A 24,588-nucleotide genomic window follows, 5' to 3' on the forward strand; every position below is an offset into this window, starting at 1 on the left:
TTTGAGTTAAAACCAAATAATTGAGCGTATTTGTTATTCGTTCGGTGCCGGTTGTTGGTACGCTGGCGGTTCACGGGAATGCCTCTGGCGGTATTGTCTGTGTTGGACTTCAAGCCTCGCCCAGCCCTTAGGTTGACTGGCGGTTTACTGCAAGGCGACAAGCCTACATAGGATTCATCGCCTCTTTAGTCATCCAAAATGCTGCCTTTAACACAGTACATGCGTGGGCGAGTGTTGTCGGGCAGGCTGACTTTGCGCTGTGGTCGGTTGCCATCAGGGACTAGGTAGCCTGCGGCCATCAGCGCTTTGGCGGCGCGATCTGGGCTTAGGCCTTCGGTGGCTTCACGCCAGCCAGTTGGGTAAAACAGGTAGAGAGTTTGTGTACCAGAAGTATCAAGCCAACCTGCACGCTGGCGTACTTGACTGCTGTAACCGGTTTGTTTGGGTGTAAAACGGCTTTCACCATGCTGTTCAATAAAGCTACGCACTTGGCGAATCGCTTGTTGGTCTTCATTGGCGGCCACACCACCGCGGGCAAGTATCCATTGGTTAAGCTGGCTTAAACAGGCGGCTTCGACACTTTGAGCTGACCAATCGAGTACTTTGGCTTGAATGGCTAACAACCCAGCACTGGCCAGTAAGGCAAACTTTTCGGCGACCCGGCGCACTTGGCCGTCAGCCTCGGTTGGTAAGCTAGCTAAAAAACGTTGGCGTACGTTTTGGAAAACGGGTCGCACCTGTGCGCTGTGCTGCGTTAAATACCGTAACCAGTCCAAAGCCAAGCTGCCGTAATGTTGGCGACTTTGTTGTTTTAGATGATCGGCTAAATCGGCGGCATTCATGTCATGGCAATGGTTAAACACGCCCATTTGCGCTCCGGCATCGGCACTGAGATCAATCACGCGCACTTGCTGCCCCGCTTTCACGCGTTTGCCGATACTGGCAAGATGGCTTTCGAGCGTCACTTCACCAGTAGATAAAAACACCAAACGCCAACGGGCGGGTAAGCGCATTTCACCGTATTTGCCTGCACGGGTTTTACCTTGGCCATTGGCAAGCATATAAGCGACATCGCCTGCCTCTTTTGGGTCAACTTCGCCCATTTCATCGAGCGCCAGCAAGGCATCGTTATGGGCTAACGCAGTGCCTTCTAAACCGTTGGCCGTGGCACGCCAACTGTGGCGCAGTTGATTAGGTTCGCCCCACACCGATAATGCCGGATACAGCGCCGCAGTTTTACCAGTACTGCTGGCACCGTAGAGGTGTAAACCAAAACCATCCACTCCGCACAAGTGCAACAAAGGCGCGGCCAGCGCAGCACAAACGCCAACAATTAATAGCGGGTTATCTAGACAATAACGGCCAACGTGCTGCCGCCAACTGTCGCTACTACCTTGTTGAATAAAGCCTTCTATCGGGTGCATGGTTTGCAGCACCATGCGCGGGTTGTTGTGTTCGCTTGGGTAAAAGGTGAGGCGCGGATGCACATAAGCGTGGTGATGCCAACCAATACAGTTCACGCTGATAGCCTTTTGCGTAGCCAGTTCGCCCATTTGTTGAATAAACAGCGAGAGCAACTGCCGCGCTTTGACACTGTTGCTTAGGCGCATTCCTCGGCTGAGTAGGATTCGACGGTACTCGCTGCCGTCTCCTGCTAAGAGTTCTGCGGGCATGGCCCAATAGCGATGGCGATTGTCATCGTCTAACCAGTGCAATAAATAGCCGTAGTTGTCCCCTTGTGGATCGCGAGTACGAGCAGCTACTTGCAGCCAAGAGCAGATTTTGACTGGGCTATCTTGCCCTGCTGGTTGCATCACCAGCCAGTTTTGCGCGTTATAAGCAAAACCAGCCGGTAATTTTGGCTCGTTGCTAGGCATATCACTGGCAGATAATTGGTTTAATGCAGATGGTTTATCCACGGCCATAAGCAGCACCGATACGGCGGGTTTCAATCCACTGGTCGATATCGCTTTCTAACCAGCCCACGGCACGCGCACCAATACGAATGGAGCGTGGAAATTCACCGCTGGCCATCAGGGCATAAATGGTACTGCGGCCAAAGCCCGTTTTGGCTTTTACCTCGGGCAAGCGCAAAATCCGCTGCTGACGCGCTGGGTGTACTGAGTTTGTGGGTGATTGTGTGGTTGGGTTCATCGTTTGCTTCCTCACTGATCTGTTAAGTTCAGTTAGGAGTTTGCCAGTACTAATCGGACGCAGTAGGCAGATAAATGCCCAGATCGTGCAGCTTTCTGAGGGTACAAGTAGCTACTTGCCCCAGAATTTACATAATGCCCCAAGTCATAAATACCCTGTGGGCAGGGTTAGCGTATTGCTAAGTGGCGTGAATTAAGGCTTTGCCCAGACTGCCCCAAAAGCCCAAGGGATGGCGTACTGCTTTGAAGTTTCCTACTCAAAACTCAGTTTTGGTGAGTCGTATGGATTGAGTGTTGATATGTCGAGTGTATCGACACACAAGAAAGTCATGTCGAAAAAACAGTAAAAAATCGACATGACCTGTTCAGGTCTTGGCTCACTTTACTTCGAGAGATGGCAATTTATTGCTTTACAACTTGAAGATAAAAGTGAAACTATAATTTCACTAAATTAAGATTTAAGAAAACATAGTTTCATTATGGATACTGTCGAGCCAAAATCAAAACGCACTGCGGTCATATTCCCTAGACAAAGGAAGATGTTAAACATCTTGGGCGAAAACTTAACATTGGCGATGAAGAGACGCGGCATTACTCAAGAAATGATGCATAGTAGGACAGGGATTTCTAAGCCAACACTGCGTAAAATATCAAAAGGTGATCCTTCCGTTTCACTTGGTCACTACGTTAAGGTTTTGGCAGTCCTAGGCTTGTTAGACGACCTAACCAAGGTTGCCCGTGATGACGAGCTGGGAAGAAAGATCCAAGACATCCAATTGCTAAATAAAAAATAAGGGCGTCATATTCTTATAGCATTTGCTCATGTCCACATCGCTAAAACTTGGCAAACAATGCCAGCCAGCTTCAAAGAAGAAAGATAGCTATTAAGGGGCTGATTTATACTCAACCAGAACCCGTTTACACTTTTATGCGCATAAAAATGTAAAATTCCGCACTTTTATGCGCGTAAAAGTGCGCAATACAAGCTGAGTACTCGTCTTTGCGTTTTACCGAACGGGGGAATGCAGAGGTTGGAGGTCTACACAAAGTGACTTTATGGGTAACAATCTGTAGACCTTGTATTTATTGTGAATTGAAAAGTTTGTTTTACTTTCATTGAAAAAGCGCTGCATTTTCCTGTTTGCGCTGATCCAATGTCTTAGCAATCGCAGACACTGTTGTTTTACTGATCCCTTGCTGCTGTGCCAGATACGTAAATTGGCTGATGGCTTCTGCGACTTCTTCAATGACTTGCCTTGCATCATGCCAATTCGCAAAGCCAGCACTGGTAGCAAGTTTTTGCATCACCTTAAGCGGTGGCGCTTTACCATAACCTCCGAACGCAGTGGCGTGTTCGTTGAATGGATGTGGGCTGTAGGTAACATCGTAAAAAGGGGCAGGATCCCATTGACCGTCATCCGCTTGCAAAAACGCCCAGTTTTTACTGTGGTCGTCCTGATTAGACGACAGCAGGTTAAAAACGGCACGGCGAAATTGCAGCTGTCCAGCCGCTGGCGATTTACACAACTGACGGCTGGCTTTAATTAAATCAATGTAATCTAAACTTGGCGTTCGAAAGTCTACATCCAGCAGCCCGCAAGCGCTGTGCATATGCAATCGACCTGCACTGCGCTTTCTGCCTAAGTCGGCCTGTTCAGTGACATAATCAAAACGCTTAAGCGCCAACCAAGCAGACGCACCGCTTGTAGGTGGTGCTTCAATGAGTTGCCAAACTGGTGGTTGACACTTCGCTTGTTCAGCCATTTGTAAATAAACCGCCTCACACAAACCTTCTTCATGGCCAAGTGCGAGATTTTTAGAGGTAAACTTCACCAGCCAAGCCTCATCTCCAAGCTGAGCGAAGGTTCGACAATGCTGAGTTTCCCCAGCAGGCATATAAATTTGTGCCTTAGGTCTGGCCCCACCCGAACTACCTCCGGCGACTAATGCGGCCAACACCTGTTGAGTATGCCCATCTAACTCATCGTGGTTGTCGTCCATATAATCTGACATTGAAGCATCGAACAGCGTTTGTGCTTCTAAGCCCAAGGTTGCTAAATCAATGTCCGCGTATGTCGTGGCTGAAAACTCAGACACCGGAGAAAAAGACAGCGCTCCCATGCCTTTATCACCGACAAAGGCCAGTCTATCCATCGCCGTTAATTGATTAGGTAGGATGCCCTTTTGCCGGAAAATACGATCTTGTAACAACATGCCCCAGCCATCGGGCAAACAATCTCCAAATACGCCATGTACACCTTGGTGCGGCGCTTTAGGTGCGGCTTGAACTAGCGTATTCGCTTGCAAGGTAAACGGTGATAAATTGCCAAACTGCTGCAAATAGTCGTCAGTATACTGAAAAAAAACGCCTTGCCGATTCTGCGCCAAGACTCCAACAGATATCTGCTTACCTGAGCTTAGCGTACGAGTAACATTAAGCTTCTGAATCGGTTTAAAACTCATCTTTTAGCACCTCATCAATACTCGTGGGTATAGCAGCGCGTTCTTTGCTAAGTTGCGTGAGCTGATAAAGCCTATCTAGCGAATCAAGTGTCTGCCATAGCAACAGCAATTGACGAAATGAAATTTGCCCGGTCAGCTCAAATTTCTTAATGGTGGCCGCAGGTACACAGCTTCGCTCAGCCAATGCAGCGCGCGACAGCTTTGCCTGCTTGCGTAACTCACGTAAATAAGCCGCATAAGCTTGGCTTACATCGGTATCATCAAGTAAGGTAAAATTCATCCGCAAAGACCAAATGGATACAGTTATATCCATTATAGCGAAATAAAACAGAACTTGGATACTATAATATCCATCAGTGCGTAGAGTGTTGAAAAAATTACTCGATAAAGCCCTTCAAAACTGCTACTTTTAAGTACTAACAGCAGCAAAAAAACGGCACTTTTTTTCCATTGCTAACCACTAAGATTTCGTAAAAGCCATAGGCAAGTGGTGGGCAGTTTGGTGGGCAAACAGGCATTTTTGAACGGTTTCTTTTCGATAAATCATTGATTTTGTTAGGGTCTAACCCGCTACTCAATGAGCAGATCCAGAATATTGAGTAAGCATGAATCGACAATGGCTATCGCGTAATTTGAAGTTTCATGATCTTGTATCGAAATAGCAGAACAAAAGGCTTAAATTCGTAGCAAATACTGCTATGATTTTGGCTAGCAGTAACCATTCTGACAGGTGAGCATGACTAATTCAGGTACCCTCTATATTGTTTCTGCACCCAGTGGTGCAGGCAAAACCAGTTTGTTAAAGGCGATGATTACCGATACCGATGGCGTGCGCATTTCGGTATCGCACACGACTCGTCAGCAACGAGCGGGCGAAGTAGACGGACAAGATTATCATTTCGTTGCGGTCGCTGAGTTTCAGCAGATGATCAGCGACGGAGCCTTCCTCGAGTACGCCCAAGTGTTCGACAACTACTATGGCACCTCGCGGCAGTCGGTGCAGCAGCAGCTTGATGAAGGCATTGATGTTATTCTCGAAATTGACTGGCAGGGTGCTCGGCAAATCCGTCAGTTGATGCCCAAAGCCCGCAGTATCTTTATTTTACCACCGTCTCGTGAAGCGCTTGCTGAGCGACTGCAGGGGCGTGGGCAAGATGATCAATCGGTGATAGAGCGTCGCATGGCCGCCGCGAAAGAAGAAATGTCACACTTTAACGAGTACGATTATTTGCTCATTAACGATGATTTTGATGTGGCGAAACAAGAGTTGGCTGCAATTTTTATCGCCGAACGGCAAATGATGGCCAGTCAAACGCAACGGCATGAGCAATTAATCAACAATCTTTTGGCGTAGGGCTGGTTTCTGGGTTATTATAGACGGCTATTTTGCGCTGCTGTGGTGAAGCCAGGTCAGCGGCGGCTAAGTCAATTTTTAAGTAAGTGGAGAGAAGCGAATGGCACGAGTGACCGTTCAAGATGCAGTCGATAAGATTGGTAACCGATTTGATCTCGTATTGGTGTCGTCTAAGCGCGCCCGTCAATTAGCCACACAGGGCAAAGACCCGATGGTTGATTGGGATAACGACAAGCCTACCGTCGTTGCACTACGTGAAATCGAAGAAGGATTAGTAAACCGCGGCAACGTCGATCGCCTCGGTCAAGTCGTTGAAGACGATATGGGTTACGCTGAATAATATTTGTTCAGTCTTTTTTAGTAAGCTACCGCCTTTCACAGCTGTGAGGCGGTAGCTTTCTTTTATGTGTTCTATTATTCTCAATAGAAGGCATTTTCAAAGGTTTTGCAACGTTAAAACCGAATATTCCTAAGGCATTAAGTCTTGCCGGCTTAATAATAGTTGAGTCAATGTGCGTCATTACTGACGAGTATTCATTTCGAATGGCGGAGAAGTTAGATTGTATTTGTTCGCAGGTTTAAAAGAACAGCTGGAAACCTACCTCGATAGCGAGCCAGTCGCGCAGGTGCAAGAAGCCTATATTCTTGCTCGCGACGCTCACCAGGGGCAATTGCGCTCATCTGGCGATCCTTACATTACTCATCCGGTTGCTGTGGCACGAATCTTGGCCGAATATCACTTTGATCCGCAAACCATAATGGCTGCTTTGCTGCACGACGTTATCGAAGATTGCGACGTCTCGAAGGAACAGTTAGCGGAGCAGTTTGGCAATCAAGTAGCCGACTTAGTTGAAGGGGTGAGTAAGCTAACACAAATCAAATTTCGCACTCGTGCCGAAGCGCAAGCGGAAAACTTCCGCAAAATGATGATGGCGATGGTGCAAGATATTCGAGTGATTTTGATCAAACTTGCTGACCGACTCCACAATATGCGCACCCTCGGCTCACTTCGTCCAGACAAACGACGTCGCATAGCCAATGAGACCCTCGAGATCTATGCGCCTATTGCATTGCGATTGGGTATGTACGGTATTCGTGGCGAGCTTGAAGATCTGGGTTTTGCGGCTCGTTACCCGGCGCGTTATCGCGTGTTAAAAGAGTCGGTCAAGAAAGCTCGGGGTAACCGCAAAGAAATCGTTAATACTATAATTGAAACGATACAAGAACGACTCGAGGCCGATGTTTTACACGCCCGCGTACTGGGTCGAGAGAAAGACCTGTTCAGTATTTATCGTAAGATGAAAGAGAAGCGCAGTTCGTTCAATGAAGTCATGGATGTTTACGCGTTTCGAGTGATTTGTGATTCAGAAGATACGTGCTATCGAATTTTAGGCTTCTTGCACAGTTTATACATTCCAGTGCCTGGGCGCTTTAAAGATTACATTGCCATTCCTAAAGCGAATGGCTATCAAAGTTTGCACACAACCTTGAAGGGCCCACACGGGCTGCATATTGAAGTGCAAATTCGCACCGAGTCGATGGAGCAAATGGCCGAAAACGGCGTTGCCGCGCATTGGTTATATAAGTCAAATAACGACTCAAATCCAGCGGAATTAAAAGCTCGCGAATGGATGAAAAGTTTAATGGAGTTACAGAGCCGAGCAGGCGACTCCATGGAGTTTATTGAAAACGTTAAAATTGACTTATTCCCAGATGAAGTCTTTGTCTTCACTCCCAACGGTTCCATTATTGTATTGCCGCATGGCGCCACGCCCATCGACTTTGCCTATGCGATTCATACCGATGTCGGTAATAGTTGTATCGCGTGTAAGATCGATCGGCAAATCATGCCGCTAAGTACTCCGCTAATCAATGGCAGCACCGTTGAAATTATTACCGCCCCCGGAGCGAAACCAAACCCGAGTTGGTTAAGTTTTGTGATTACCGGAAAAGCGCGCGCGAACATTCGTCACTTCTTAAAACATCTTCGTCAAGACGAAGCGATTGAACTGGGTGAGCGACTGCTTGAGCGGGCATTAGGTGAACATACGCTTAAAGATTTTAGTGATGACACTAAACAAAAACTTGCGACCAATATTCGACATAAATCGTTCGATGATGTACTCGCAGAAATTGGCTTAGGCCGATTGGCAAGCATTGTGATTGCGCATCGATTAATGCCAAAACAAGATACTGAGTCAGAACAAGATTCGAATGATCAAAAGCCGTTAGCGATTCGTGGAACCGAAGGCTTATTGGTGAGCTACGCTAAGTGTTGTCATCCCATTCCTTACGAACCTATCGTTGCTTTTGTTTCAGCAGGACGCGGTATTATTATTCATCGCGCTGATTGTAAGAATGTGGCCAAACATCAGTCCGATGATCACAAATACATGCCCGTACAATGGGAAGAGAACATTGCCGGCGAGTTTACCGTTGAACTGAAAATTGTGGTGTTTAACGAGCGTGGAGTGTTGGCACGCGTGACCAGTGTGATTGCTGATGCAGAAGCCAATATAGTAAATATTGATATTGATCCACAAGATGGCGTGACTAATATTTTGAACTTTACCATGACCGTACGCGATCGTTTGCATCTGGCGAATATCATACGAAAAGTTCGACGACATAAATTTGTTAATAAAATAATGCGCAGTAAGTAACTGCACTCATTTGAAATTAGAGTAAGACGAATTCTAGAAAAGGAATGATGATGACTAAAGAGATTATTTCAACTGATCAAGCACCTGCGGCAATCGGCACCTATTCTCAAGCGACCAAAGTTGGAAATACGGTGTATTTTTCAGGTCAAATTCCTTTGGACCCAGTGACCATGGAACTGAAAAACGCAAGCATTGAAGAGCAGATTCATCAGGTGTTTAAAAACCTTGCTGCTGTTGCAGAAGCGGGTGGCGGAAGTTTGAATGACATTGTTAAGCTCAATATATTTCTAACCGACTTGTCTTGCTTTGCAACCGTTAACAGCATTATGGCTGAGTACTTTGCTGAGCCTTATCCAGCACGTGCAGCGCTTGGAGTAAAAGAGTTACCAAAGGGCGCGAATGTTGAAATGGATGGCATAATGGTCGTTGGTTAAGTTTTTACGTTTTTTGCTGTAAAGTGCACTGGGTGAATTGATTATAAATAGAATCTTAAGGGTCTTAATTTTAGGCTTTTCAAGAACCTAAGTTTTCTTAACATTTTAATCTAGTCTAAAGCACTCTAAAGCATTCACAAGTCTTAGTCAGTTGGAAAGACCCATGAAAGAAAATCGTTTGGCACGAATTACGCAATTGCTTAATGATCGACAACCCGATCTAACCGTGTTGATGGATCAAGTGCATAAGCCGCATAATTTGGCCGCGGTGGTGCGCACCGCTGATGCGGTGGGCATTGGAGAAGTTCATGCGGTGAAAGCCGAAGGTCGACTGAATCGATGCAGTGGCACAGCGATGGGCAGTGATCGTTGGGTTAAAACGCACAGATACAATACCTTCAGTGATGCTATTGATGCAGTGAAAGGCCAGTCGATGCAAGTTTTAGCGGCTCATTTTTCAGATCGGGCGGTTGATTTTCGCAGTATTGATTACACCAAGCCGACTTGTATTCTCCTTGGAGCCGAAAAATATGGTGTCACCGATGAAGCTGCCGCAGCCGCTGATGAACACATTTTGATTCCTATGCTCGGAATGGTGCAGTCGTTAAATGTATCTGTGGCAAATGCCATTATTTTATACGAAGCTCAACGGCAACGAGAGCTAGCCGATATGTATGGAAAGCGAAGGATCCCTGACGATGATTATAAGCGCCTATGCTTTGAGTGGTTACACCCTCAAGTCATGCGGTTTTGTCAGAAACATAAAATACGCTATCCCGAGATAAATGAGTTTGGGGATATCGACGATCCTGAATGGCAAGCCTTAAGAAAGTCAGTTTAATTACTGGCTTTTTTTTTAAGGACTGTAATAAATTCATGTCGAGCAAGACATTAATAGTAAATTAGTTAGCAAGGTTAAACGTTTGGAAAATCTAACTCGAAATCATCATCTAGACTTTATCCGTGGCATTGCCGTATTGGGTATATTAATGATGAATATCCAGGCATTCTCGATGCCTCTGACCGCCTATGGTAACCCGACCAGTTATGGCGAGTTTTCTGACACCAATGTGTTAGCGTATTTATTCACTCACCTGCTTTTCGACCTTAAGTTTATGAGTATCTTTTCAACCTTGTTTGGCGTCGGTATAGCGATTTTTTGTGAGCGTGTTTCACAGCGAGAAGGCAGTGCTGGTCGCCGCCATTATCGACGCATGGGATGGTTGTTATTATTTGGACTCATCCATGCTTACTTCATTTGGTGGGGCGATATTCTAACGGCTTATGCGTTGGCCGGATGCCTTAGTTATTTAATGCTAAAGTCGACACAGAAAACCTTGTTAATCACTGCCGCGGGTTTGTTAGCGTTCTATTCGGCGTTTATGCTGTTGCAGGGATTAGTCATCCCTATTTTGCCAGAAGAGGAGGTTGCAAAAAGTATTCTACCCATGTGGCAGCCAACGGCAGAAGCTTTGGCTGAAGAATTAAATGCCTATCAAGGAACTTGGTACGAGTCGTTTGTTTTTAGAGTCGAGCAGACGCTAACGTTACAACCCTATTTGATTTTTTATTTACCGAGAATCATCGCCTTAAACTTAATTGGAATAGTGCTCTATCGCAGTGGCTTTTTTACGTTTGAGTGGCGAAAATCGACCTACCTGCTTTGGGCAATGGGTGGCATTGTCTGTGGTAGTTTGCTAACGGCGTTCGGTATTCAACAAAACTTTGCGCACAACTTTCATTGGTCATTTTCGATGGCTCATGGAATGCAGTTCAACTATTGGGGTAGCCTGTTCACCGCAATGGGATACTTGGCGTTATTCATGCTGATTTCTCAAACCTCTTCTGGGTTAGTCTCGCGTGGACTGCAAAGTGTTGGCCGTATGGCATTTACTAATTATATTTTGCAGTCTTTGCTGGCAACGACACTATTTTATGGCTTTGGTTTCGGATATTTTGGCCAAGTGGAACGACCGGAGCTCATTATGATTACTTTGGGAATTTGGTTAGTGATCGTCATTTTTTCGGTCATTTGGTTGCGAACATTTACTCAAGGCCCGTTAGAGCTTCTTTGGCGAAAATTAACCTATGGTGTTAGCTCGAAGCCGATGAACATCACTTAATATGAGCGATAGTTTAGAGGTATTGACTCAAATCATTCGACAAGGCGAGGCACTCGTAGACTGTCGAAGTCGGTCAGAATTTATTGAGCAACATTGCATGGGCAGCGTTAATATTCCTGCCTCAACGCTGTTTGATCGAATGCACGAGTTACCCGTAAAAAGTGCGACGATTCATCTCATTCTAGATCAATCGTCACAAGCGAGTGCGCTGCAGTTTTTTAACGAACGACATTTTAAAATCGGTCATCAATTTGATTGGTGCGCGTTAACCTCGTTGTCACATTTTATGGCCTCTAGTTTGCTCGAAACGGGAGCTGAAAACACTAAGTTTTGGCGGCCAGCACCTTTTATAGAGCAGGCTATTCAAAACCTAACGACCGAATGCGATTCTCAAAAGCAGATTCTTGATGTTGCTTGCGGAAGCGGTCGCGATGCCATTTATCTAGCGATGCTCGGTCATCAAGTTTATGGTGTCGATTATTCTGCAACCGCGCTGGCGCGAGCGCAACGCACAGCGGAGCATTACGAGACACAAGCTCACTGGGCCCAGCTGGATTTAGAAAAGGAATTAGCCAGTACTGGTCACATTCAACTGCCTAATGACTTTCCGGCAGCATTCGATCTCGTTATTGTCTGTCGTTATTTACACCGACCATTGTTGCCACTGATAAAAGGTTGGTTGAAGCCTGGAGGAGTAGTGGCTTATCAAACCTTTTTGGTAGGCTGCGAAAAGATTTCATCACCGAGAAACCCGAACTTTCTATTGGAACCCGGTGAATTAGCAAGCGTATTCAGTGACTTTACGATTAAGAGGAATGCGGTTGAGTGGCTTGCTGATGGTCGGCCGATGTCAGCATTTGTTGCACAAAAGCCTTACAATGTATAACTTGTGGTGATGTATAACTCGTGATGATGTAAAACTTGTGGTGATGTAAAACTTGTGGTGACGAAGGGCCAGCATGATAGAGTTACTTTGGTAAGTAACGGAGTCAATGTAATCATCTTTAATTAGCGGACTAAAACCAAAGTGCTAAGAAAAGTGGCAATTCAAAATCCAGATACTCAAAACATTTAAATACACAATGGGACTTAACACGATGAGCCTCCAGACTAAGTCAACGATCAAACAACGGTTTATTTTGACACCACTGCTATTGCTTCTGACCTCTATTGGATTGCATGCAGCTGAGGATGACGCAGAAAAAAATTCGAAACCGGCAAAAGATATTCAAGAACTGTCCAGTCGTATAGAAACAATTTTGAAAGAAACAAATACACCGGGTGCAGCGATATCTATTGTAGATAAGCAAGGTGAAAGACTGGTTGCCGGTTTTGGCGATGCAAATGTCGAAGAAGAAAGAAAAGCATCAGCTGAAACCTTATTCCGAATTGGTTCAGTCTCGAAGATGTTTGTTGCATTAGCGGCTTTACAGTTACAAGAAAAAGGACTGCTTGATTTAAATGCGAAGGTTAGCGATCTCGTTCCGGACGTTGAGTTTACTAATCCTTGGGAAGAGACCGATCCTGTTCGCGTTGTTCACCTGTTAGAGCACACTGCTGGATGGGATGACATTCATTTAACGGAATTTGCCAATAACGACCCAAGCCCACTGACTTTGAAGCAAGGGTTGGCGTTTCATCCACACTCCCGGGTCTCAAGATGGCGACCAGGTGAACGTATGTCCTATTCTAATTCAGGGCCTCCAGTGGTTGCTTACATTATTGAAAGTATTACGGGAGAGTCGTTTGAAGATTATGTGCAAAAAAATCTATTCGATGCTTTAGACATGAGCAGTGCAACCTATCGACAGCCACAAAATGAGTTTTTAACAGCAGCGCTGTACAGTGCAGGCAAACCAGTCGACTACTGGCACATATTGATGCGACCGTCAGGTGCCGTCAATGCTTCGGCGCGTGACATGGCAAAGTTGTTGAGTATGTTAATCCATCAGGGAGAGTTTAATGGCGAGCGTATTTTAAGCAAAGAGAGTCTTCGTCGGATGGAGCGACCAACCAGTTCCTTAGCCGTAAAAAGTGGCATGACGACGGGGTATGGTCTCGCTAATTATACGTCGTTGTTTAAGAACTTTGTCTTTCATGGTCACAATGGTGGAGTAGAAGGTGGCATTGCTGAACTTGCCTATGAGAATACCATTGGCGTTGGCTATTCAATCATTCTTAACAGCGACAAAGGTGAAACACTTAAGCAGATCAGTCAAGAAATTAAACGCTACATCACTTTCGGACATTCTGGACCAAAGCGACCAGAAACGACGAGTCTCGATGCCGAAACCGTACAGCGTTATGACGGTTATTATTTGCCAGTCAATCCGCGACAACAAGTGGCTTATTTTATGGATCCGTTAACCGGCACCGTGCGGTTCCAAGTTAGTACCGATAAAATTATCGTGAATGAGAACAGTGAAAAAGCTTACTTTCCTATCAATAATAAATTATTGCGACAACAAGAGCACAGTCGAGCAAGTATGGCTTTACTGGAAGATGACAGTGGACCTGTGATTCAACAAGGGACTCGATATTTTCAAAAGATTGCCTATTGGAAAGTGCTTTTGCTGAAATCGTTTTTTTGGTTATTCCTAGCCCTTATCGTGGCACATCTCATCTGGTTTTGGATCTGGCTCGTTCGCCGGTTGATGAAGTCTATTGCAGCAGGGCCTGCCACACGGATCAGAATACCGCCGTTTATCGCGGCACTTTCGGTTGTACTTTTTATGATTTTTATTATCGTTGCAGAAGGCAGTGGCGTATTGCAAACCTTGGGTAATCCGACCATGACGGCATGGTTACTGTGCGGGTCCACCCTTTTATTCGCTTTAGCCAGTGTTGCATCGGTTATCGCGTGCATTCGCTATTGGCAATATGACATTAATATCGTCACGCGTTACTTTTGTGCATTGTCCAGCTTCGTTTTTTTCGTCGCGACTGCGTACCTACTTTGGTTTGGCGTTATCGGACTGCGCACGTTTGCGTAATGATCAATTGATGATAGAGAACGAGATGTAAACCGATGGAGGTGTCGATACTTGAAGAGACTTTAGATTGGCTCGCTATTAATAAGCCTATCGATTCTTCAATACATAGCGAACAAGGTGTTGGCCTAATCGCAGAGCTTAAGCATCGGCTTAATTTGGAGTTCTTAGCACCCGTACATCGATTAGATAAAGTCACCTCGGGTGTCCTTCTTTTAGCGAAAAATAGTCAAGCTGCGGCACAATTGTCGCAGCAATTCGCCGATCGAGAGGTCAATAAAATTTACATAGCTTTAACTGAAGGGAAGCCGAATAAAAAACAAGGGTGTATTAAGGGCGATATGGAGCCTGCGAGAAATGGTAACTGGATGTTGACCCGCAAGTGTTCAAATCCGGCGATTACGTATTTTTATAGTCTGGGCTATCAACATGGTGTGCGCCTTGCTTTGCTGAAGCCTGTGACGGGTAAAACACATCAACTGAGAGTGGCGATGAAAAGTAATGGCGCACCAATTTTAGGAGATACTCGCTATGGCAAAAAAGACAATGCCAGCGATCGCTGCTATTTGCATCACTATTGTTTGACGTTTAACGATCATGGCCAACGCCATCAGATTAAGGCTCCGTTTCTCAGTGGCCGTTATTTTTTAGAGACTGAACTACACACTCTAATTGAAGAGCAGCTTGAAAAGGTAGGGTGGTAACCTTTACAAGGAAATCGGTACAAGGAAATCGGTACAAGGAAATCGTTACAAGGACATCGTTAAAAGGTCTTCATTAAAAGATCATCGTTGAACGATAATGGTTAAAAGCAGGGTAATCAAACTTCAGTCTGCGAATATTCAAACGTCGAGGAAATAAAATGAAAAGTCATTGTTTATATTTAATCGTCACTCTTGTTATTGCCTGCGGTGTATCTGCGTCGGACAATAAATTTAACACCGGACCTTTGATTAAACAGTATGGACCGAACGCAACGGTTGAAACGACTTTTAAATTTCCCGAAACAACAGGGTTCAAAGTCGCTTTTGATCTCGCTGATGCAGGACCCGATGACGACGTTAATCGACGAATCAATTCTCTCGCGCGCTTTCTTAATATGCATGTTCAAGCGGGCGTCAATCCAGACAATATTGAATTAGCTTTGGTTGTGCATGGTAAGGCTTTGCATGACTTATTGAATGACCAAGCGTCGAAAAATAAGCTTTCTCGTCGCAATCCAAACAAGCCTTTAATTGAGGAATTAATGAAGCATAATGTGTCGTTTATTGTATGCGGCCAATCGTCGACTTATTACGACATTGCGAATGATGAGTTTCTACCGGGTGTGAAAGTTGCTTTATCTGCAATGACCGCTCATGCTCTATTGCAACAACAAGGCTATACCCTGAATCCATTTTAAGGAGGACGAAATGCAGCGTCGAGAGTTTTTAACGTTAGTGTTAGGCAGTGCTGCGACGGGTTGTCTGGCATCATCGAATTGGCGCACTGCAGTTCCGCTACCCTTGGCGACTCAAGAAATCTATCCGGTTTTGCATGATGACTTATTAGTGGTCGCCGGAGGATTATCTCGTTCGAATGCTGGTGAACTAGTTATGTCAGATAAGGTTTTCGGCTTCCCATTCTTGGCAACGCAAGCCAAACCGGTTGAATGGATAGAGTTACCCAATTTACCGCAGCCGAGCCATCATGTTATGTTGCAGAGTCTCAACCAACGCCTATTTGCGCTAAGCGGATTTTCTGCGAACAACAGCGGGCAATGGTCAGCCAGCACTCGCGTTTTAGAGTTGCGAGGAAACGCATGGACATCATTAGCATCGATGCCTTTTCCATTGTGCGAAACGGTTTCTGCCATCCATCAAGGTCGCATTCATTTAGCAACGGGCCGACGTCCAACCGCCTTAAAAAATAGTCAGTGGAAAGATCATAACGACGTTGCTGAGCATTTAATCTTTGATGTTGCGAACAATGAATGGTCTGTTGGTACGGCAGCACCAACCGCGCGAAACAGTGCGGCGGCTGCAGTGGTCAATCATCATTGGCATATTATTGGTGGTCGTACGGTCGCTGGCGGCAATCTAGCAACGCATGAAGTGTATGACTTCGATTCGAAAAAATGGGACGTCCGAGCGCCATTACCTGACGCGCAAGGAGGTCTTGCCGCTGCCGCTGTGAATAACAATCTGTATGTCTTTGGTGGTGAATATTTTACTCAAGGTGGCGGAGTCTATTCTGCCGTTTGGTGCTATGACACAACGACCGATCGTTGGGAAAAAGTGAGTGAGATGCCGGTGCCTCGACATGGATTAGGGGCCATCGCGGTCGAAGATGAGATTTATGTTATTGCCGGCGCCGCCAAAGCAGGAGCAAATCAAACGAGTAAGCGAGTCAGTATTTTTAAACCCTAAAAATACTGAAAACATGGTTCTATTACCGTCATATGTCAACCAAGTTCGCCGAGTATCGTTAGCGAATACTAGAGATTCTGTAATCGATGGAGAATGTTAAATGTTTCTGTTTAATACGGTCGATGGTCGGCAGTATTTTGATGTTACTCGACTTTCACAGTTATTATGTTTGCCCTACCGTTCGGCGAAAAAGTGCAGCATAGGATTAGCACTAGGTTCTTTCTTTGCGCTTATGGTTGGGTGTAAAGACACCACTAAAGAGGATTTTATGCCATCTCAAAAAAGTGATTTTGTTAACCATACTTTTTCTGCTGCCTTGGCGTTTGAAGATAATTTTGGTCAAGTGGCGTCTAACTTTAATCAAGGTGAATCCTTTTATTTAATTTTTACTCTGACTAACCAATCGAGCAGCGATCAACAAATTGATTTTTCCAGTTCACAAAGACTTCGAGCGGTTGTTCAAAATGCGAATGAAGACATCGTGTATGATTTTGATAGCAGAGTTATGTACGCCCAAGTCTTGGGACGTGAATTACTCGCGCCAGGTGAACAACGCCGGTTTGTCGTATCTATGTCAACCAACGATTTCTCGGTTGGCGAGTTTACGGTGACGGCCGCAATAGCATTGTCGGATTTGAGTAATGATGAGTTGCTAGATAATGAAATAACTCAGTTTGAAAGTAGAAACACCTTTTCAGTTCAGTAGTGTTTGAGCATGGTAAGTCAAAGCTTACCATGCTCGATTATTGCTAAGGTTGTAATTTAAACTCTAACGTGTACTGCGCACCTTTCTTACCTTCTGGTTTAAATCGCCATTGTGTGAATGCCTTGGTCGCCTCTGCTTCAAAAGTGTTTGTCGGTTGCGCTTCAATTATTTCGATATTCTGCGGGGCGCCCGAGGCATCGATATCGAATTTAAATTTTACATAGCCTTCGACACCTTCCATTGCGGCCTGCCTCGGATAGAGTGGGTTAACGATCGAAGAAACGGTTGTCTCGCTTTCCACTTGAGACATTGCACTGATTGAGAGTGCAAATATTACTGACCCTAATAAGCTTAATAGTGGAAGTCCTTTGCTTTGTTTCATCATTTTGATGTTCATTATTCGCTCCTTGGTTAGCGAGGGTTGCGCACAATGTGCAGTGAGTAAATCCGGTTTTCCTGTTGCAGAGATTAAGAGAAGTTGCGCATAATTTGAGTATGCTCTTCGTGGTAACTTTGCACAAACTCGCTCGTCACAGGCAAGCTCTTGATCGCGACGAAATGTTTTAAAAGCAAACCAAATTAATGGATTAAACCAGCCTATGCAAAGGAGTAAAAAAGCAAAGCAATTGCTCCATGGGTCTCTTGACTTCCAATGTGTTAATTCATGCAAAATAATGATTCTTTGCTGTTCTACGCTATAAATAGTTTCAAAGTGCTTAGGTAGCCAAATGGTTGGAGAAAGCCAACCAAAAATAGCAGGACTGTTATTTGAACTCTGCTCTCTGACTTGAACGTTTTTTTCGTTCACGTTGATTAACACCATTGTCGGCTGACGATAGAGTGAAAACAATTGAACTAATTGAAAACCGACAAGGCTTATCATCGGAATCACAATAAACCAACTTAGTATTGGAAAACTCTCCGTGCTTATTACAGCAAAGTCTAAACTTGGTTTTAGCACCATTGAATGAAAAGGCGTGGTTGTGTAGCTGGTCGCTCCGTTAGGCCAAATGGAGTAAAAAAATAAAATCAGTGGTATAGCACTCCATAAGCAATATAAAGAGACACTGCTTAATCGTAGGCGAAGTGCGTATCGAAAGAGTAAAAGTCCTATGATACTTACACTAATTAATAGATTAATTTGAATGATTAGTAAATAAAGTTCGCTCATGGCTTCATATCCTTAATAATTTTCTCAAGTTCAGCTATTTCCTTGTCTGAAAGCTTTTCATGATCGGCAAAGTGAGAAACTAAGGTTGAGAGTTTTCCATTGAATAGTCGGCTGAGTATTTGTTTTGATGTGGTTGACTGAATTTCTTGGCGTGTAATGGTTGGAAAATATAAGTAATGCCGTCCCTCTTTTTGAAAGTCTAACGCGCCTTTTTTTAGTAAGCGATTGATTAAGGTTTTTGCTGTTTTGTCGGTCCAGTCGAGAGCTGTAGGTAAGCGTTCAACGATTTGATTAGCATTGAGTGGCGATTGGGACCAAAGAATGTCCATAATGTAAAGCTCAGAGTCGCTGATCGTCATATTGATTTAATCCTTGCGATTACATGTGTAATATTAATTATGATTACAGATGTAATACTATAAGGCAAGAAAAAGTTACTTTTTTATTTGATTCAAACTTTCTCAGCAATAAAAATTGCACCAAACTCAGTTTCGCGACGATCAAAAATAACATAATAAGGAGCAAAGGCGGGCAGGCCTAAAATGCATTGGTTCGGCCAGTGAGCTAAGCTAACAAACTGAAAGGAAGCGCGGCCATGATCGGGCGCATGAGCTTGCCAATAGTGCCAGGGTTTTAAGGTTAGAGTCACCCGTGGTTGATACAATCCCATAAGGTGAATGTGTATATCTGGCCATTGTGAAAGGTCCAGAGCATCAAGCGGAACACTTTCTTCGATTCCTTCAAAGGTGTAATAAGGTTCAAGTAGCTTGCTAAAGTTTTCATTGTGAGCAATCAAATCTTCGAGCACCTGTTCAAGTAAATTTTGCGGTAAAGCTATGCCAGAAGCACCTGAGTCAAATATGCCGTTGGTGCGAAAACGGCGATTGATGTGCTTGAGAAGAGGCGCTGAACGTGGTGTGTGTTCACCGACTTGAATCGACTCGACGTGCACATTGTAATATTTGTCATCGAGCACTTTAATGACCGAAAAAGTTCCTCGATAGAGATCGGTTCTTTGACGAGGATAGTTAACAACAAGTTCGCCTTGATTAAGCGGCTCTTGTTTTAGCTCAAGTTCAGTCATACCTTCTCTTGGGTGAAAAATACTTGAGCGTTGAACTGAAAAGGCGAATTGATTAGCAATGGTTCCTTGCTGCGCTAACGCAGTGAAATATGGCGTTAGGTATTCTCTCGGGTATTGGCGAATAAAGCTTTTAAACTCCGGCAATGAGTGTGTCGACAGTTGTTCATAAACAGGGCTAGGAAAACATTGATAAGTCATTGCGGCTTGATCAAAAACAGCGGTGAGATCGTAAGCCTTATTGAGTTTATAGTAGGCTAAACCGAGTATGCCATCGGCCTGAGCAAAGCCATGTTCGTGCTCACGTAGAGCAATTGAAATATACACATCGTTTAACTGCAATGTTTGATCGTGACAGCAAGTAATACTCACTTGGCTCTTGACCACAGGTCCATACCAACCGCCTAATCCGTAGGTAATACTTTGTGCAAAGGGAGTAGCAACTAAGTATTTATCATCTTTACCATCATAGTCTTCTGACTGTACCACTAGTGTACTGCTGCCAGTGTCGAGAATCAGGTTGGCCGATGCCTCTTCACTCCCAATACGAACTTCAAGCGTATAGGTACCATGGGCGTATACGTTGTAGAGTTTAAAACTTTTTGCCGAATCCATTCGTGAATCGTTACTTGGCTAATATCTCAAAAGGTTAAAGTACAATACTTCGATGAATTGGGTTTTGTAAAGAAATCAATGTCTCTGTCGCCTGAACTTGCTCGATAGATTGAATTTTATCAATCAAAAGCCATTGCAAATCATCGATTGAAGGACAGAGTATTTTAATGAAAATACCGTACTGACCCGTGGTGTAATAAGCCTCGACCACTTCATCGATGTTTTTTAGTTGCGCTAGAACGGCAGGGTAGTCGCCAGCGCTTTTTAGATTAATTCCAATAAAGCAACAGACGTCATAGCCAAGCTTTTTCTCATTAACCCGCAGATGAGTGCCCTCGATGATCGCTAAGCTTTTTAACTTTTCGATACGAACATGAATCGTTGCTGGGCTCACTCCACAATGTTTAGCCAGCTCAGCGTAAGGCGTTCGAGCATTGTTAACTAATGCATTGATGATTTTTTTATCTAAATTGTCGATCTTTTGATTTTCCATCAGTAGAACCTCGATTTTTTAACGAATCGATTAATATATGAGGAAATATTAAATGAATTATTGCTGTAGAGCTATTTTTATTAAATGCTATTTTCTTTTTTGCCTGTTTCGTTAATGATTGCTTTATCTAAAGACGAAAAAATTAAATAGGATTTATTATGTGCTCAATTCTCGGCATTCTCGATATTAAAACCGATTTGTTGCCATTGCGTGAGTTAGCCGTTGAACTCTCTCGTAAACAGCGTCACCGTGGTCCTGATTGGTCTGGGGTCTATCAAGGCAATGAAGCTATTCTGGTGCACGAGCGGCTGGCGATTGTGGATGTTAATAACGGGGCACAGCCATTGTATTCTGCCGATAAACAACAGGTACTCGCGGTGAATGGCGAAATCTACAACCATAGAGAACTCCGCCAAGCGTTAGCACCAGACTACCCGTATCAAACCGCCTCTGACTGTGAAATTATTCTGGCGTTGTATCAGCAACAAGGAACAGAATTATTGCAGCAACTCAACGGAATGTTTGCTTTTGTTTTATACGATGAGACCCGGAAAAAATATTTGATTGCTCGAGATCCCATTGGAATCATCCCGCTGTACACCGGGTTTGACAAGTCAGGCAACTTTTACGTTGCGAGTGAAATGAAAGCGCTCACGCCGGTGTGTGAGTCGGTACAAACCTTTCCCCCTGGCCATTATCTTGATAGTGAAGTCGGCGAAATACGACCTTTTTATCAGCGTGACTGGAAATCCTTTGCTCACGTTACTGGAAGGCCTTTTGATAGCGGTTTATTGAGAGAGTCATTAACCGCTGCAATCAAACGGCATCTTATGACCGATGTTCCCTATGGCGTTTTATTGTCTGGTGGTCTCGACTCTTCTATTGTGGCCGCGGTGGCGAAGCAGTTTGTTGATAAACGAATCGAAGACGATCAGCAAAGCGCTGCTTGGTGGCCAAGTCTTCATACTTTCGCCATTGGTCTAGAAGGTTCGCCTGACTTACTTGCCGCGCAAAAAGTAGCGGATCATATCGGATCGATTCATCACAATTTTATCTATACCATTGAGCAAGGGATTGATGCCCTAAGCGAGGTTATTTACCACTTAGAAACTTATGACGTGACCACGATAAGAGCATCGACGCCCATGTACCTAATGGCACGAAAAATTAGAGCGATGGGTATTAAAATGGTGTTGTCTGGTGAAGGCAGTGATGAGTTGTTTGGAGGTTATTTGTATTTTCATAAAGCTCCGAACGAGCAAGAGTTTCACGCTGAGACTGTGCGCAAGGTTGAGAAGTTGCATTGGTATGATTGTTTGCGGGCAAACAAATCGATGGCGGCGTGGGGCGTTGAAGCGCGAGTGCCATTTTTAGATCGTGAGTTTATTGATGTCGCAATGCAAATCGATCCCGCTCAGAAGATGATCAAAGATGGCCGCATCGAAAAACACATTCTTCGAGAAGCGTTTGCTGATCTTCTTCCGGAAGAAGTTTGCTGGAGACAAAAAGAGCAGTTTAGCGATGGTGTTGGATACGGTTGGATTGACAGTTTAAAGGCGTTAGCAGAAACAAAGGTGACCGATGCTCAATTGAAGCAAGCGCACTTTCGATTTCCGCACAACCCGCCGCTGACTAAAGAAGCTTATTTTTATCGTGAGATCTTCGAACAGCATTTTCCTTCCCGCGCTGCTTCGGAAACCGTGCCAGGCGGAAAATCAGTCGCTTGTTCGACAGAAACCGCCTTGCTTTGGGATAAAGCCTTCGAAGCGATGGCGGATCCGTCTGGGCGCGCAGTCGGAGGCGTTCATGCCGATAGCTATACAAACGCACAGCGAGAGACAGACTCACAGAAAGATACAAGCGCTCAAGACGTCGCAAAAGCGATATGAGACTCATCAGAGGTGAGTCGATGACCAATTGTTGGACTGGTGACTTTCAGTGTACAAAGGGTACACTGAGCCTTCTTTAGAGTGGAGAAATAACCGGGCATCGGGTGAACACGATAAGTCAAAAATTACAAAGTAGAACATTAGTAAATGATCGGGGTGTTAAACTCACGAAGGTTAACATTGTGATTATTTGTCTTCTCGTCACTTTTTTTATGGTGGGCTGCGACAGTTATTTGCCATTGCAAGCTTCATTGTCTGATTACCAACAGCGAATATACCGGCTGGCGAATATTGAGCCTGATACACCGATAGAAGCGAAAGCATTCTTGTTTCCTCCGAAGAGTCAATTGCAGATTGAAGAGACTCGAGTCAGTGCTAATTGGAGTGATTTTTTTTCAAGCGTTGATTGTCCAGAGCTGCAACAGCTCATCAGTGAGCGTAATTCGGCGACGGGTAAACGCATGGAAGCGATGACTCGTTTGCTTTATGAATTTCAGTTGCTGCGGCTTTGGCAGTATCAATGCCAAATGGACTCGCAAGAATTTTCTGAAGATTGGTTACAGGCTTTCAATGATAAGCAAAACCAACTACCGAAGGTCATATGGAATACAACATGGGCGAGTGATTATTGGCAAAAGGCCTTTTCAAATTCGACACTGGGTGCACGGAATGATCCGGTATCTAGTCAACAAACACTGGCCGCTATGGCGCAGATACGACAACAAGTCGCTAGTGTCGAAGGATTTGAATCGCACCAAGTCGTTTTGAGCTTTAAGCACATCGAAGATAATAAAGGAGCGCTGGGTGAATTGCTTCGAGAAATGCAGTTTGCAGAAAGTTTTTTTCAGAAAACCAATCAAATCTTGCAAGAAAAGCTTCCCTTAGTTTGTGAATATCAAAAAAACTCTCTCACCGCACAACATCTAGCAAATGTATTAAATAAATATTTTGTTAAGCATAGTCAGTCACTGTTAAATCAACACTTACACCAATTAAAAGCACTTGAGAAAGAAGCTTTGCAATGGCAAATATTGTTACCGCAACAATGGTCGAATCTTTCATCTGTTAGCGATTTAACATCAAAGCCGTTGCTATCACAGCGAGTGACTGAAGGGGTTCGTCAGCACGTTAAAATCTGGTCAGATTTTTCTACTCAATGTAACGTCAACTTGACGCCTTAGAATACCTTACGACTTTTGCGTTATCGACCTTTCTCCGAAAACCTGTATTTTCCCTTTCTCTACCTATTCCCACTCGCTACCTTTTTACTATTGTCTATCTTTTTCCATACAGGGCAGCGCTGTTTTTATACATGACCCAAGACGCTAATACATACTTATCCGATGACTCAGGTACGCATCCGCGATGGGTATGAGTAAATCCACAAGGGGCAAGAACTAAACTGCCTTGACTCGCTTTCACTTTAGCTTGTTGAAAAAAGAACTCGGTTTCGCCACCTTGCTCAACGTCATTTAGATAAATGAGCCACAACAAAACGCGATGAAGCGACCGTTGTTTTTTATCGGTGGGATGTGGGAAGTGTTCCGAATGCCAGTGATGATATCCACCCTTGGCTTGGGTGTATTTCTGCAGATTAATATCATCTAAGCGATAGATGGATTGCGCTAAGCGAGTGATTTCTGGATCAGGCAATTGCTGAATGTCTTGATAGTTGATGGTTCTAACAATGCCGGTCTTGGGATCTTGAATCGATGGAGAAACCGCTCCGGTTAATAGAAAAGGGTAGGCTTTCGCGTATTGAGTAACGGCTTGAAAGATCAAGTTATTGATTTGCTCGCACTCTTTGGCCCAATGCTTGTGCATAGACAAATATAAGTCGAGGCTGTCTTTCTTTGACTTATCGACCCCACCTCCGGTTTTGCCCGCAGTTTTGTTGGGATCTTTCTCAAACTTTTCGATTAATTGCTGACAGAACTCAGGTGACAGCGCATCTTTAAACTCGACGATGAAGTTTTGCATAGTAGTAAGGTTATTAGTTTATTTTAGAAGCAAGGTAACGCAAAAATCAGACAAAAAAAAGCGGG

General features: G+C 44.5%; 24 protein-coding genes. 15 read left to right on the forward strand and 9 right to left on the reverse strand.

Translation table 11 applies throughout. The features are described from left to right. Nucleotides 1–185: 185 nt before the first annotated feature. Both Q9312_RS14200 and Q9312_RS14205 read right to left on the reverse strand, forming a co-directional pair. Nucleotides 186–1,925 (reverse strand): DUF927 domain-containing protein, encoded by a 1,740-nt coding sequence (locus Q9312_RS14200; protein ID WP_309201519.1) that lies wholly within the window; start codon nucleotides 1,923–1,925, stop codon nucleotides 186–188. Beyond that, complete coding sequence (locus Q9312_RS14205; protein ID WP_011149243.1) at nucleotides 1,912–2,169, reverse strand: helix-turn-helix transcriptional regulator; 258 nt, start codon at nucleotides 2,167–2,169, stop codon at nucleotides 1,912–1,914. Before Q9312_RS14205 ends, Q9312_RS14200 begins: the two co-directional genes overlap by 14 nt. A 463-nt stretch (nucleotides 2,170–2,632) precedes the next feature. Between Q9312_RS14205 and Q9312_RS14210 the strand changes: the two genes are divergently transcribed. Continuing rightward, a complete protein-coding gene (locus tag Q9312_RS14210; RefSeq protein ID WP_000381861.1) occupies nucleotides 2,633–2,947 on the forward strand; it encodes a helix-turn-helix domain-containing protein in 315 nt (104 codons plus the stop codon). 319 nt (nucleotides 2,948–3,266) lie between these two features. Here the strand turns inward: Q9312_RS14210 and Q9312_RS14215 are convergent, their stop codons facing one another. Together Q9312_RS14215 and Q9312_RS14220 are read right to left on the reverse strand one after the other, a co-directional pair. Beyond that, nucleotides 3,267–4,616 (reverse strand): type II toxin-antitoxin system HipA family toxin, encoded by a 1,350-nt coding sequence (locus tag Q9312_RS14215; RefSeq protein ID WP_309201520.1) that lies wholly within the window; start codon nucleotides 4,614–4,616, stop codon nucleotides 3,267–3,269. After that, nucleotides 4,606–4,929, reverse strand: coding sequence for a helix-turn-helix domain-containing protein (locus Q9312_RS14220; RefSeq protein WP_435408057.1), 324 nt, complete (start codon nucleotides 4,927–4,929; stop codon nucleotides 4,606–4,608). The genes Q9312_RS14215 and Q9312_RS14220 overlap by 11 nt, the downstream gene beginning before the upstream one ends. A gap of 423 nt (nucleotides 4,930–5,352) precedes the next feature. Here Q9312_RS14220 and gmk point away from each other — a divergent pair, with 423 nt between their 5' ends. The 12 genes from gmk (at nucleotide 5,353) to Q9312_RS14280 (ending at nucleotide 17,294) form a co-directional block, all read left to right on the forward strand. Beyond that, nucleotides 5,353–5,970 (forward strand): guanylate kinase, encoded by a 618-nt coding sequence (gmk, locus tag Q9312_RS14225; protein ID WP_309201521.1) that lies wholly within the window; start codon nucleotides 5,353–5,355, stop codon nucleotides 5,968–5,970. A gap of 100 nt (nucleotides 5,971–6,070) precedes the next feature. Further along, nucleotides 6,071–6,310, forward strand: a complete 240-nt coding sequence (rpoZ, locus tag Q9312_RS14230) for a DNA-directed RNA polymerase subunit omega (RefSeq protein ID WP_309201522.1) — start codon at nucleotides 6,071–6,073, stop codon at nucleotides 6,308–6,310. 220 nt (nucleotides 6,311–6,530) lie between these two features. Then, on the forward strand, nucleotides 6,531–8,633 hold the full coding sequence (spoT, locus tag Q9312_RS14235; protein WP_309201523.1) for a bifunctional GTP diphosphokinase/guanosine-3',5'-bis pyrophosphate 3'-pyrophosphohydrolase: 2,103 nt from the start codon (nucleotides 6,531–6,533) through the stop codon (nucleotides 8,631–8,633). A gap of 50 nt (nucleotides 8,634–8,683) precedes the next feature. Beyond that, nucleotides 8,684–9,067 carry a RidA family protein gene (locus Q9312_RS14240; RefSeq protein ID WP_309201524.1) on the forward strand — a complete coding sequence of 128 codons (384 nt, stop codon included), beginning with the start codon at nucleotides 8,684–8,686 and terminating at the stop codon, nucleotides 9,065–9,067. 163 nt (nucleotides 9,068–9,230) lie between these two features. Beyond that, nucleotides 9,231–9,908, forward strand: coding sequence for a tRNA (guanosine(18)-2'-O)-methyltransferase TrmH (gene trmH / locus Q9312_RS14245; protein WP_309201525.1), 678 nt, complete (start codon nucleotides 9,231–9,233; stop codon nucleotides 9,906–9,908). 82 nt (nucleotides 9,909–9,990) lie between these two features. Then, nucleotides 9,991–11,190 (forward strand): DUF418 domain-containing protein, encoded by a 1,200-nt coding sequence (locus Q9312_RS14250; protein WP_309201526.1) that lies wholly within the window; start codon nucleotides 9,991–9,993, stop codon nucleotides 11,188–11,190. Nucleotide 11,191: 1 nt separating this feature from the next. Further along, nucleotides 11,192–12,076, forward strand: coding sequence for a methyltransferase domain-containing protein (locus tag Q9312_RS14255; RefSeq protein ID WP_309201527.1), 885 nt, complete (start codon nucleotides 11,192–11,194; stop codon nucleotides 12,074–12,076). A 211-nt stretch (nucleotides 12,077–12,287) separates the two neighbouring features. After that, nucleotides 12,288–14,183 carry a serine hydrolase gene (locus Q9312_RS14260; RefSeq protein WP_309201528.1) on the forward strand — a complete coding sequence of 632 codons (1,896 nt, stop codon included), beginning with the start codon at nucleotides 12,288–12,290 and terminating at the stop codon, nucleotides 14,181–14,183. 35 nt (nucleotides 14,184–14,218) lie between these two features. Beyond that, nucleotides 14,219–14,884, forward strand: a complete 666-nt coding sequence (locus Q9312_RS14265; RefSeq protein ID WP_309201529.1) for a pseudouridine synthase — start codon at nucleotides 14,219–14,221, stop codon at nucleotides 14,882–14,884. A 158-nt stretch (nucleotides 14,885–15,042) separates the two neighbouring features. Further along, entirely contained in the window at nucleotides 15,043–15,582 is a 540-nt protein-coding gene (locus Q9312_RS14270; RefSeq protein ID WP_309201530.1) for a DsrE family protein, read from the forward strand. Between the two features lie 10 nt (nucleotides 15,583–15,592). Further along, nucleotides 15,593–16,588: a Kelch repeat-containing protein gene (locus Q9312_RS14275; protein ID WP_309201531.1), complete on the forward strand. Its 996-nt coding sequence runs from the start codon at nucleotides 15,593–15,595 to the stop codon at nucleotides 16,586–16,588. A gap of 100 nt (nucleotides 16,589–16,688) precedes the next feature. Next, nucleotides 16,689–17,294: a BsuPI-related putative proteinase inhibitor gene (locus Q9312_RS14280; protein ID WP_309201532.1), complete on the forward strand. Its 606-nt coding sequence runs from the start codon at nucleotides 16,689–16,691 to the stop codon at nucleotides 17,292–17,294. A gap of 43 nt (nucleotides 17,295–17,337) precedes the next feature. On the opposite strand, the gene Q9312_RS14285 is transcribed toward Q9312_RS14280, so the two are convergent. The 4 genes from Q9312_RS14285 to asnC all read right to left on the reverse strand — a co-directional run bounded on the left by Q9312_RS14285 (nucleotide 17,338) and on the right by asnC (nucleotide 20,654). Next, nucleotides 17,338–18,465 carry a M56 family metallopeptidase gene (locus tag Q9312_RS14285; protein WP_309201533.1) on the reverse strand — a complete coding sequence of 376 codons (1,128 nt, stop codon included), beginning with the start codon at nucleotides 18,463–18,465 and terminating at the stop codon, nucleotides 17,338–17,340. Beyond that, nucleotides 18,462–18,824 (reverse strand): BlaI/MecI/CopY family transcriptional regulator, encoded by a 363-nt coding sequence (locus Q9312_RS14290; RefSeq protein ID WP_309201534.1) that lies wholly within the window; start codon nucleotides 18,822–18,824, stop codon nucleotides 18,462–18,464. The genes Q9312_RS14285 and Q9312_RS14290 overlap by 4 nt, the downstream gene beginning before the upstream one ends. A gap of 92 nt (nucleotides 18,825–18,916) precedes the next feature. Beyond that, the gene (locus Q9312_RS14295) at nucleotides 18,917–20,161 is read right to left on the reverse strand and encodes a pepsin-like aspartic protease (RefSeq protein WP_309201535.1); all 1,245 of its coding nucleotides are present in this window, start codon (nucleotides 20,159–20,161) and stop codon (nucleotides 18,917–18,919) included. A gap of 34 nt (nucleotides 20,162–20,195) precedes the next feature. Further along, the gene (gene asnC, locus Q9312_RS14300) at nucleotides 20,196–20,654 is read right to left on the reverse strand and encodes a transcriptional regulator AsnC (protein WP_309201536.1); all 459 of its coding nucleotides are present in this window, start codon (nucleotides 20,652–20,654) and stop codon (nucleotides 20,196–20,198) included. Nucleotides 20,655–20,812: 158 nt separating this feature from the next. Here asnC and asnB point away from each other — a divergent pair, with 158 nt between their 5' ends. Both asnB and Q9312_RS14310 read left to right on the forward strand, forming a co-directional pair. Next, nucleotides 20,813–22,543, forward strand: coding sequence for an asparagine synthase B (gene asnB / locus Q9312_RS14305; protein ID WP_353961541.1), 1,731 nt, complete (start codon nucleotides 20,813–20,815; stop codon nucleotides 22,541–22,543). Between the two features lie 182 nt (nucleotides 22,544–22,725). Further along, nucleotides 22,726–23,724 (forward strand): DUF3080 family protein, encoded by a 999-nt coding sequence (locus Q9312_RS14310; RefSeq protein ID WP_309201537.1) that lies wholly within the window; start codon nucleotides 22,726–22,728, stop codon nucleotides 23,722–23,724. A gap of 94 nt (nucleotides 23,725–23,818) precedes the next feature. On the opposite strand, the gene Q9312_RS14315 is transcribed toward Q9312_RS14310, so the two are convergent. Next, on the reverse strand, nucleotides 23,819–24,523 hold the full coding sequence (locus Q9312_RS14315; RefSeq protein WP_309201538.1) for a 2OG-Fe(II) oxygenase: 705 nt from the start codon (nucleotides 24,521–24,523) through the stop codon (nucleotides 23,819–23,821). Nucleotides 24,524–24,588: the final 65 nt, after the last annotated feature.

The organism is Pleionea litopenaei (assembly GCF_031198435.1).
In the GTDB taxonomy this organism is placed as follows: Bacteria; Pseudomonadota; Gammaproteobacteria; order Enterobacterales; family Kangiellaceae; genus Pleionea; species Pleionea litopenaei.

What these genes read in the sequence shown, in the direction of transcription:
- Q9312_RS14290 (WP_309201534.1), bottom strand. Translation starts at nt 18,824, where the DNA reads ATGACGATCAGCGACTCTGAGCTTTACATTATGGACATTCTTTGGTCC.
- asnC (WP_309201536.1), bottom strand. Translation starts at nt 20,654, where the DNA reads ATGGAAAATCAAAAGATCGACAATTTAGATAAAAAAATCATCAATGCA.
- Q9312_RS14215 (WP_309201520.1), bottom strand. Translation starts at nt 4,616, where the DNA reads ATGAGTTTTAAACCGATTCAGAAGCTTAATGTTACTCGTACGCTAAGC.
- Q9312_RS14285 (WP_309201533.1), bottom strand. Translation starts at nt 18,465, where the DNA reads ATGAGCGAACTTTATTTACTAATCATTCAAATTAATCTATTAATTAGT.
- Q9312_RS14240 (WP_309201524.1), top strand. Translation starts at nt 8,684, where the DNA reads ATGACTAAAGAGATTATTTCAACTGATCAAGCACCTGCGGCAATCGGC.
- rpoZ (WP_309201522.1), top strand. Translation starts at nt 6,071, where the DNA reads ATGGCACGAGTGACCGTTCAAGATGCAGTCGATAAGATTGGTAACCGA.
- gmk (WP_309201521.1), top strand. Translation starts at nt 5,353, where the DNA reads ATGACTAATTCAGGTACCCTCTATATTGTTTCTGCACCCAGTGGTGCA.
- Q9312_RS14255 (WP_309201527.1), top strand. Translation starts at nt 11,192, where the DNA reads ATGAGCGATAGTTTAGAGGTATTGACTCAAATCATTCGACAAGGCGAG.
- Q9312_RS14265 (WP_309201529.1), top strand. Translation starts at nt 14,219, where the DNA reads ATGGAGGTGTCGATACTTGAAGAGACTTTAGATTGGCTCGCTATTAAT.
- Q9312_RS14315 (WP_309201538.1), bottom strand. Translation starts at nt 24,523, where the DNA reads ATGCAAAACTTCATCGTCGAGTTTAAAGATGCGCTGTCACCTGAGTTC.
- Q9312_RS14295 (WP_309201535.1), bottom strand. Translation starts at nt 20,161, where the DNA reads ATGGATTCGGCAAAAAGTTTTAAACTCTACAACGTATACGCCCATGGT.
- trmH (WP_309201525.1), top strand. Translation starts at nt 9,231, where the DNA reads ATGAAAGAAAATCGTTTGGCACGAATTACGCAATTGCTTAATGATCGA.
- Q9312_RS14200 (WP_309201519.1), bottom strand. Translation starts at nt 1,925, where the DNA reads ATGGCCGTGGATAAACCATCTGCATTAAACCAATTATCTGCCAGTGAT.
- Q9312_RS14220 (WP_435408057.1), bottom strand. Translation starts at nt 4,929, where the DNA reads ATGGATATAACTGTATCCATTTGGTCTTTGCGGATGAATTTTACCTTA.
- Q9312_RS14275 (WP_309201531.1), top strand. Translation starts at nt 15,593, where the DNA reads ATGCAGCGTCGAGAGTTTTTAACGTTAGTGTTAGGCAGTGCTGCGACG.
- Q9312_RS14210 (WP_000381861.1), top strand. Translation starts at nt 2,633, where the DNA reads ATGGATACTGTCGAGCCAAAATCAAAACGCACTGCGGTCATATTCCCT.
- Q9312_RS14260 (WP_309201528.1), top strand. Translation starts at nt 12,288, where the DNA reads ATGAGCCTCCAGACTAAGTCAACGATCAAACAACGGTTTATTTTGACA.
- Q9312_RS14270 (WP_309201530.1), top strand. Translation starts at nt 15,043, where the DNA reads ATGAAAAGTCATTGTTTATATTTAATCGTCACTCTTGTTATTGCCTGC.
- Q9312_RS14280 (WP_309201532.1), top strand. Translation starts at nt 16,689, where the DNA reads ATGTTTCTGTTTAATACGGTCGATGGTCGGCAGTATTTTGATGTTACT.
- asnB (WP_353961541.1), top strand. Translation starts at nt 20,813, where the DNA reads ATGTGCTCAATTCTCGGCATTCTCGATATTAAAACCGATTTGTTGCCA.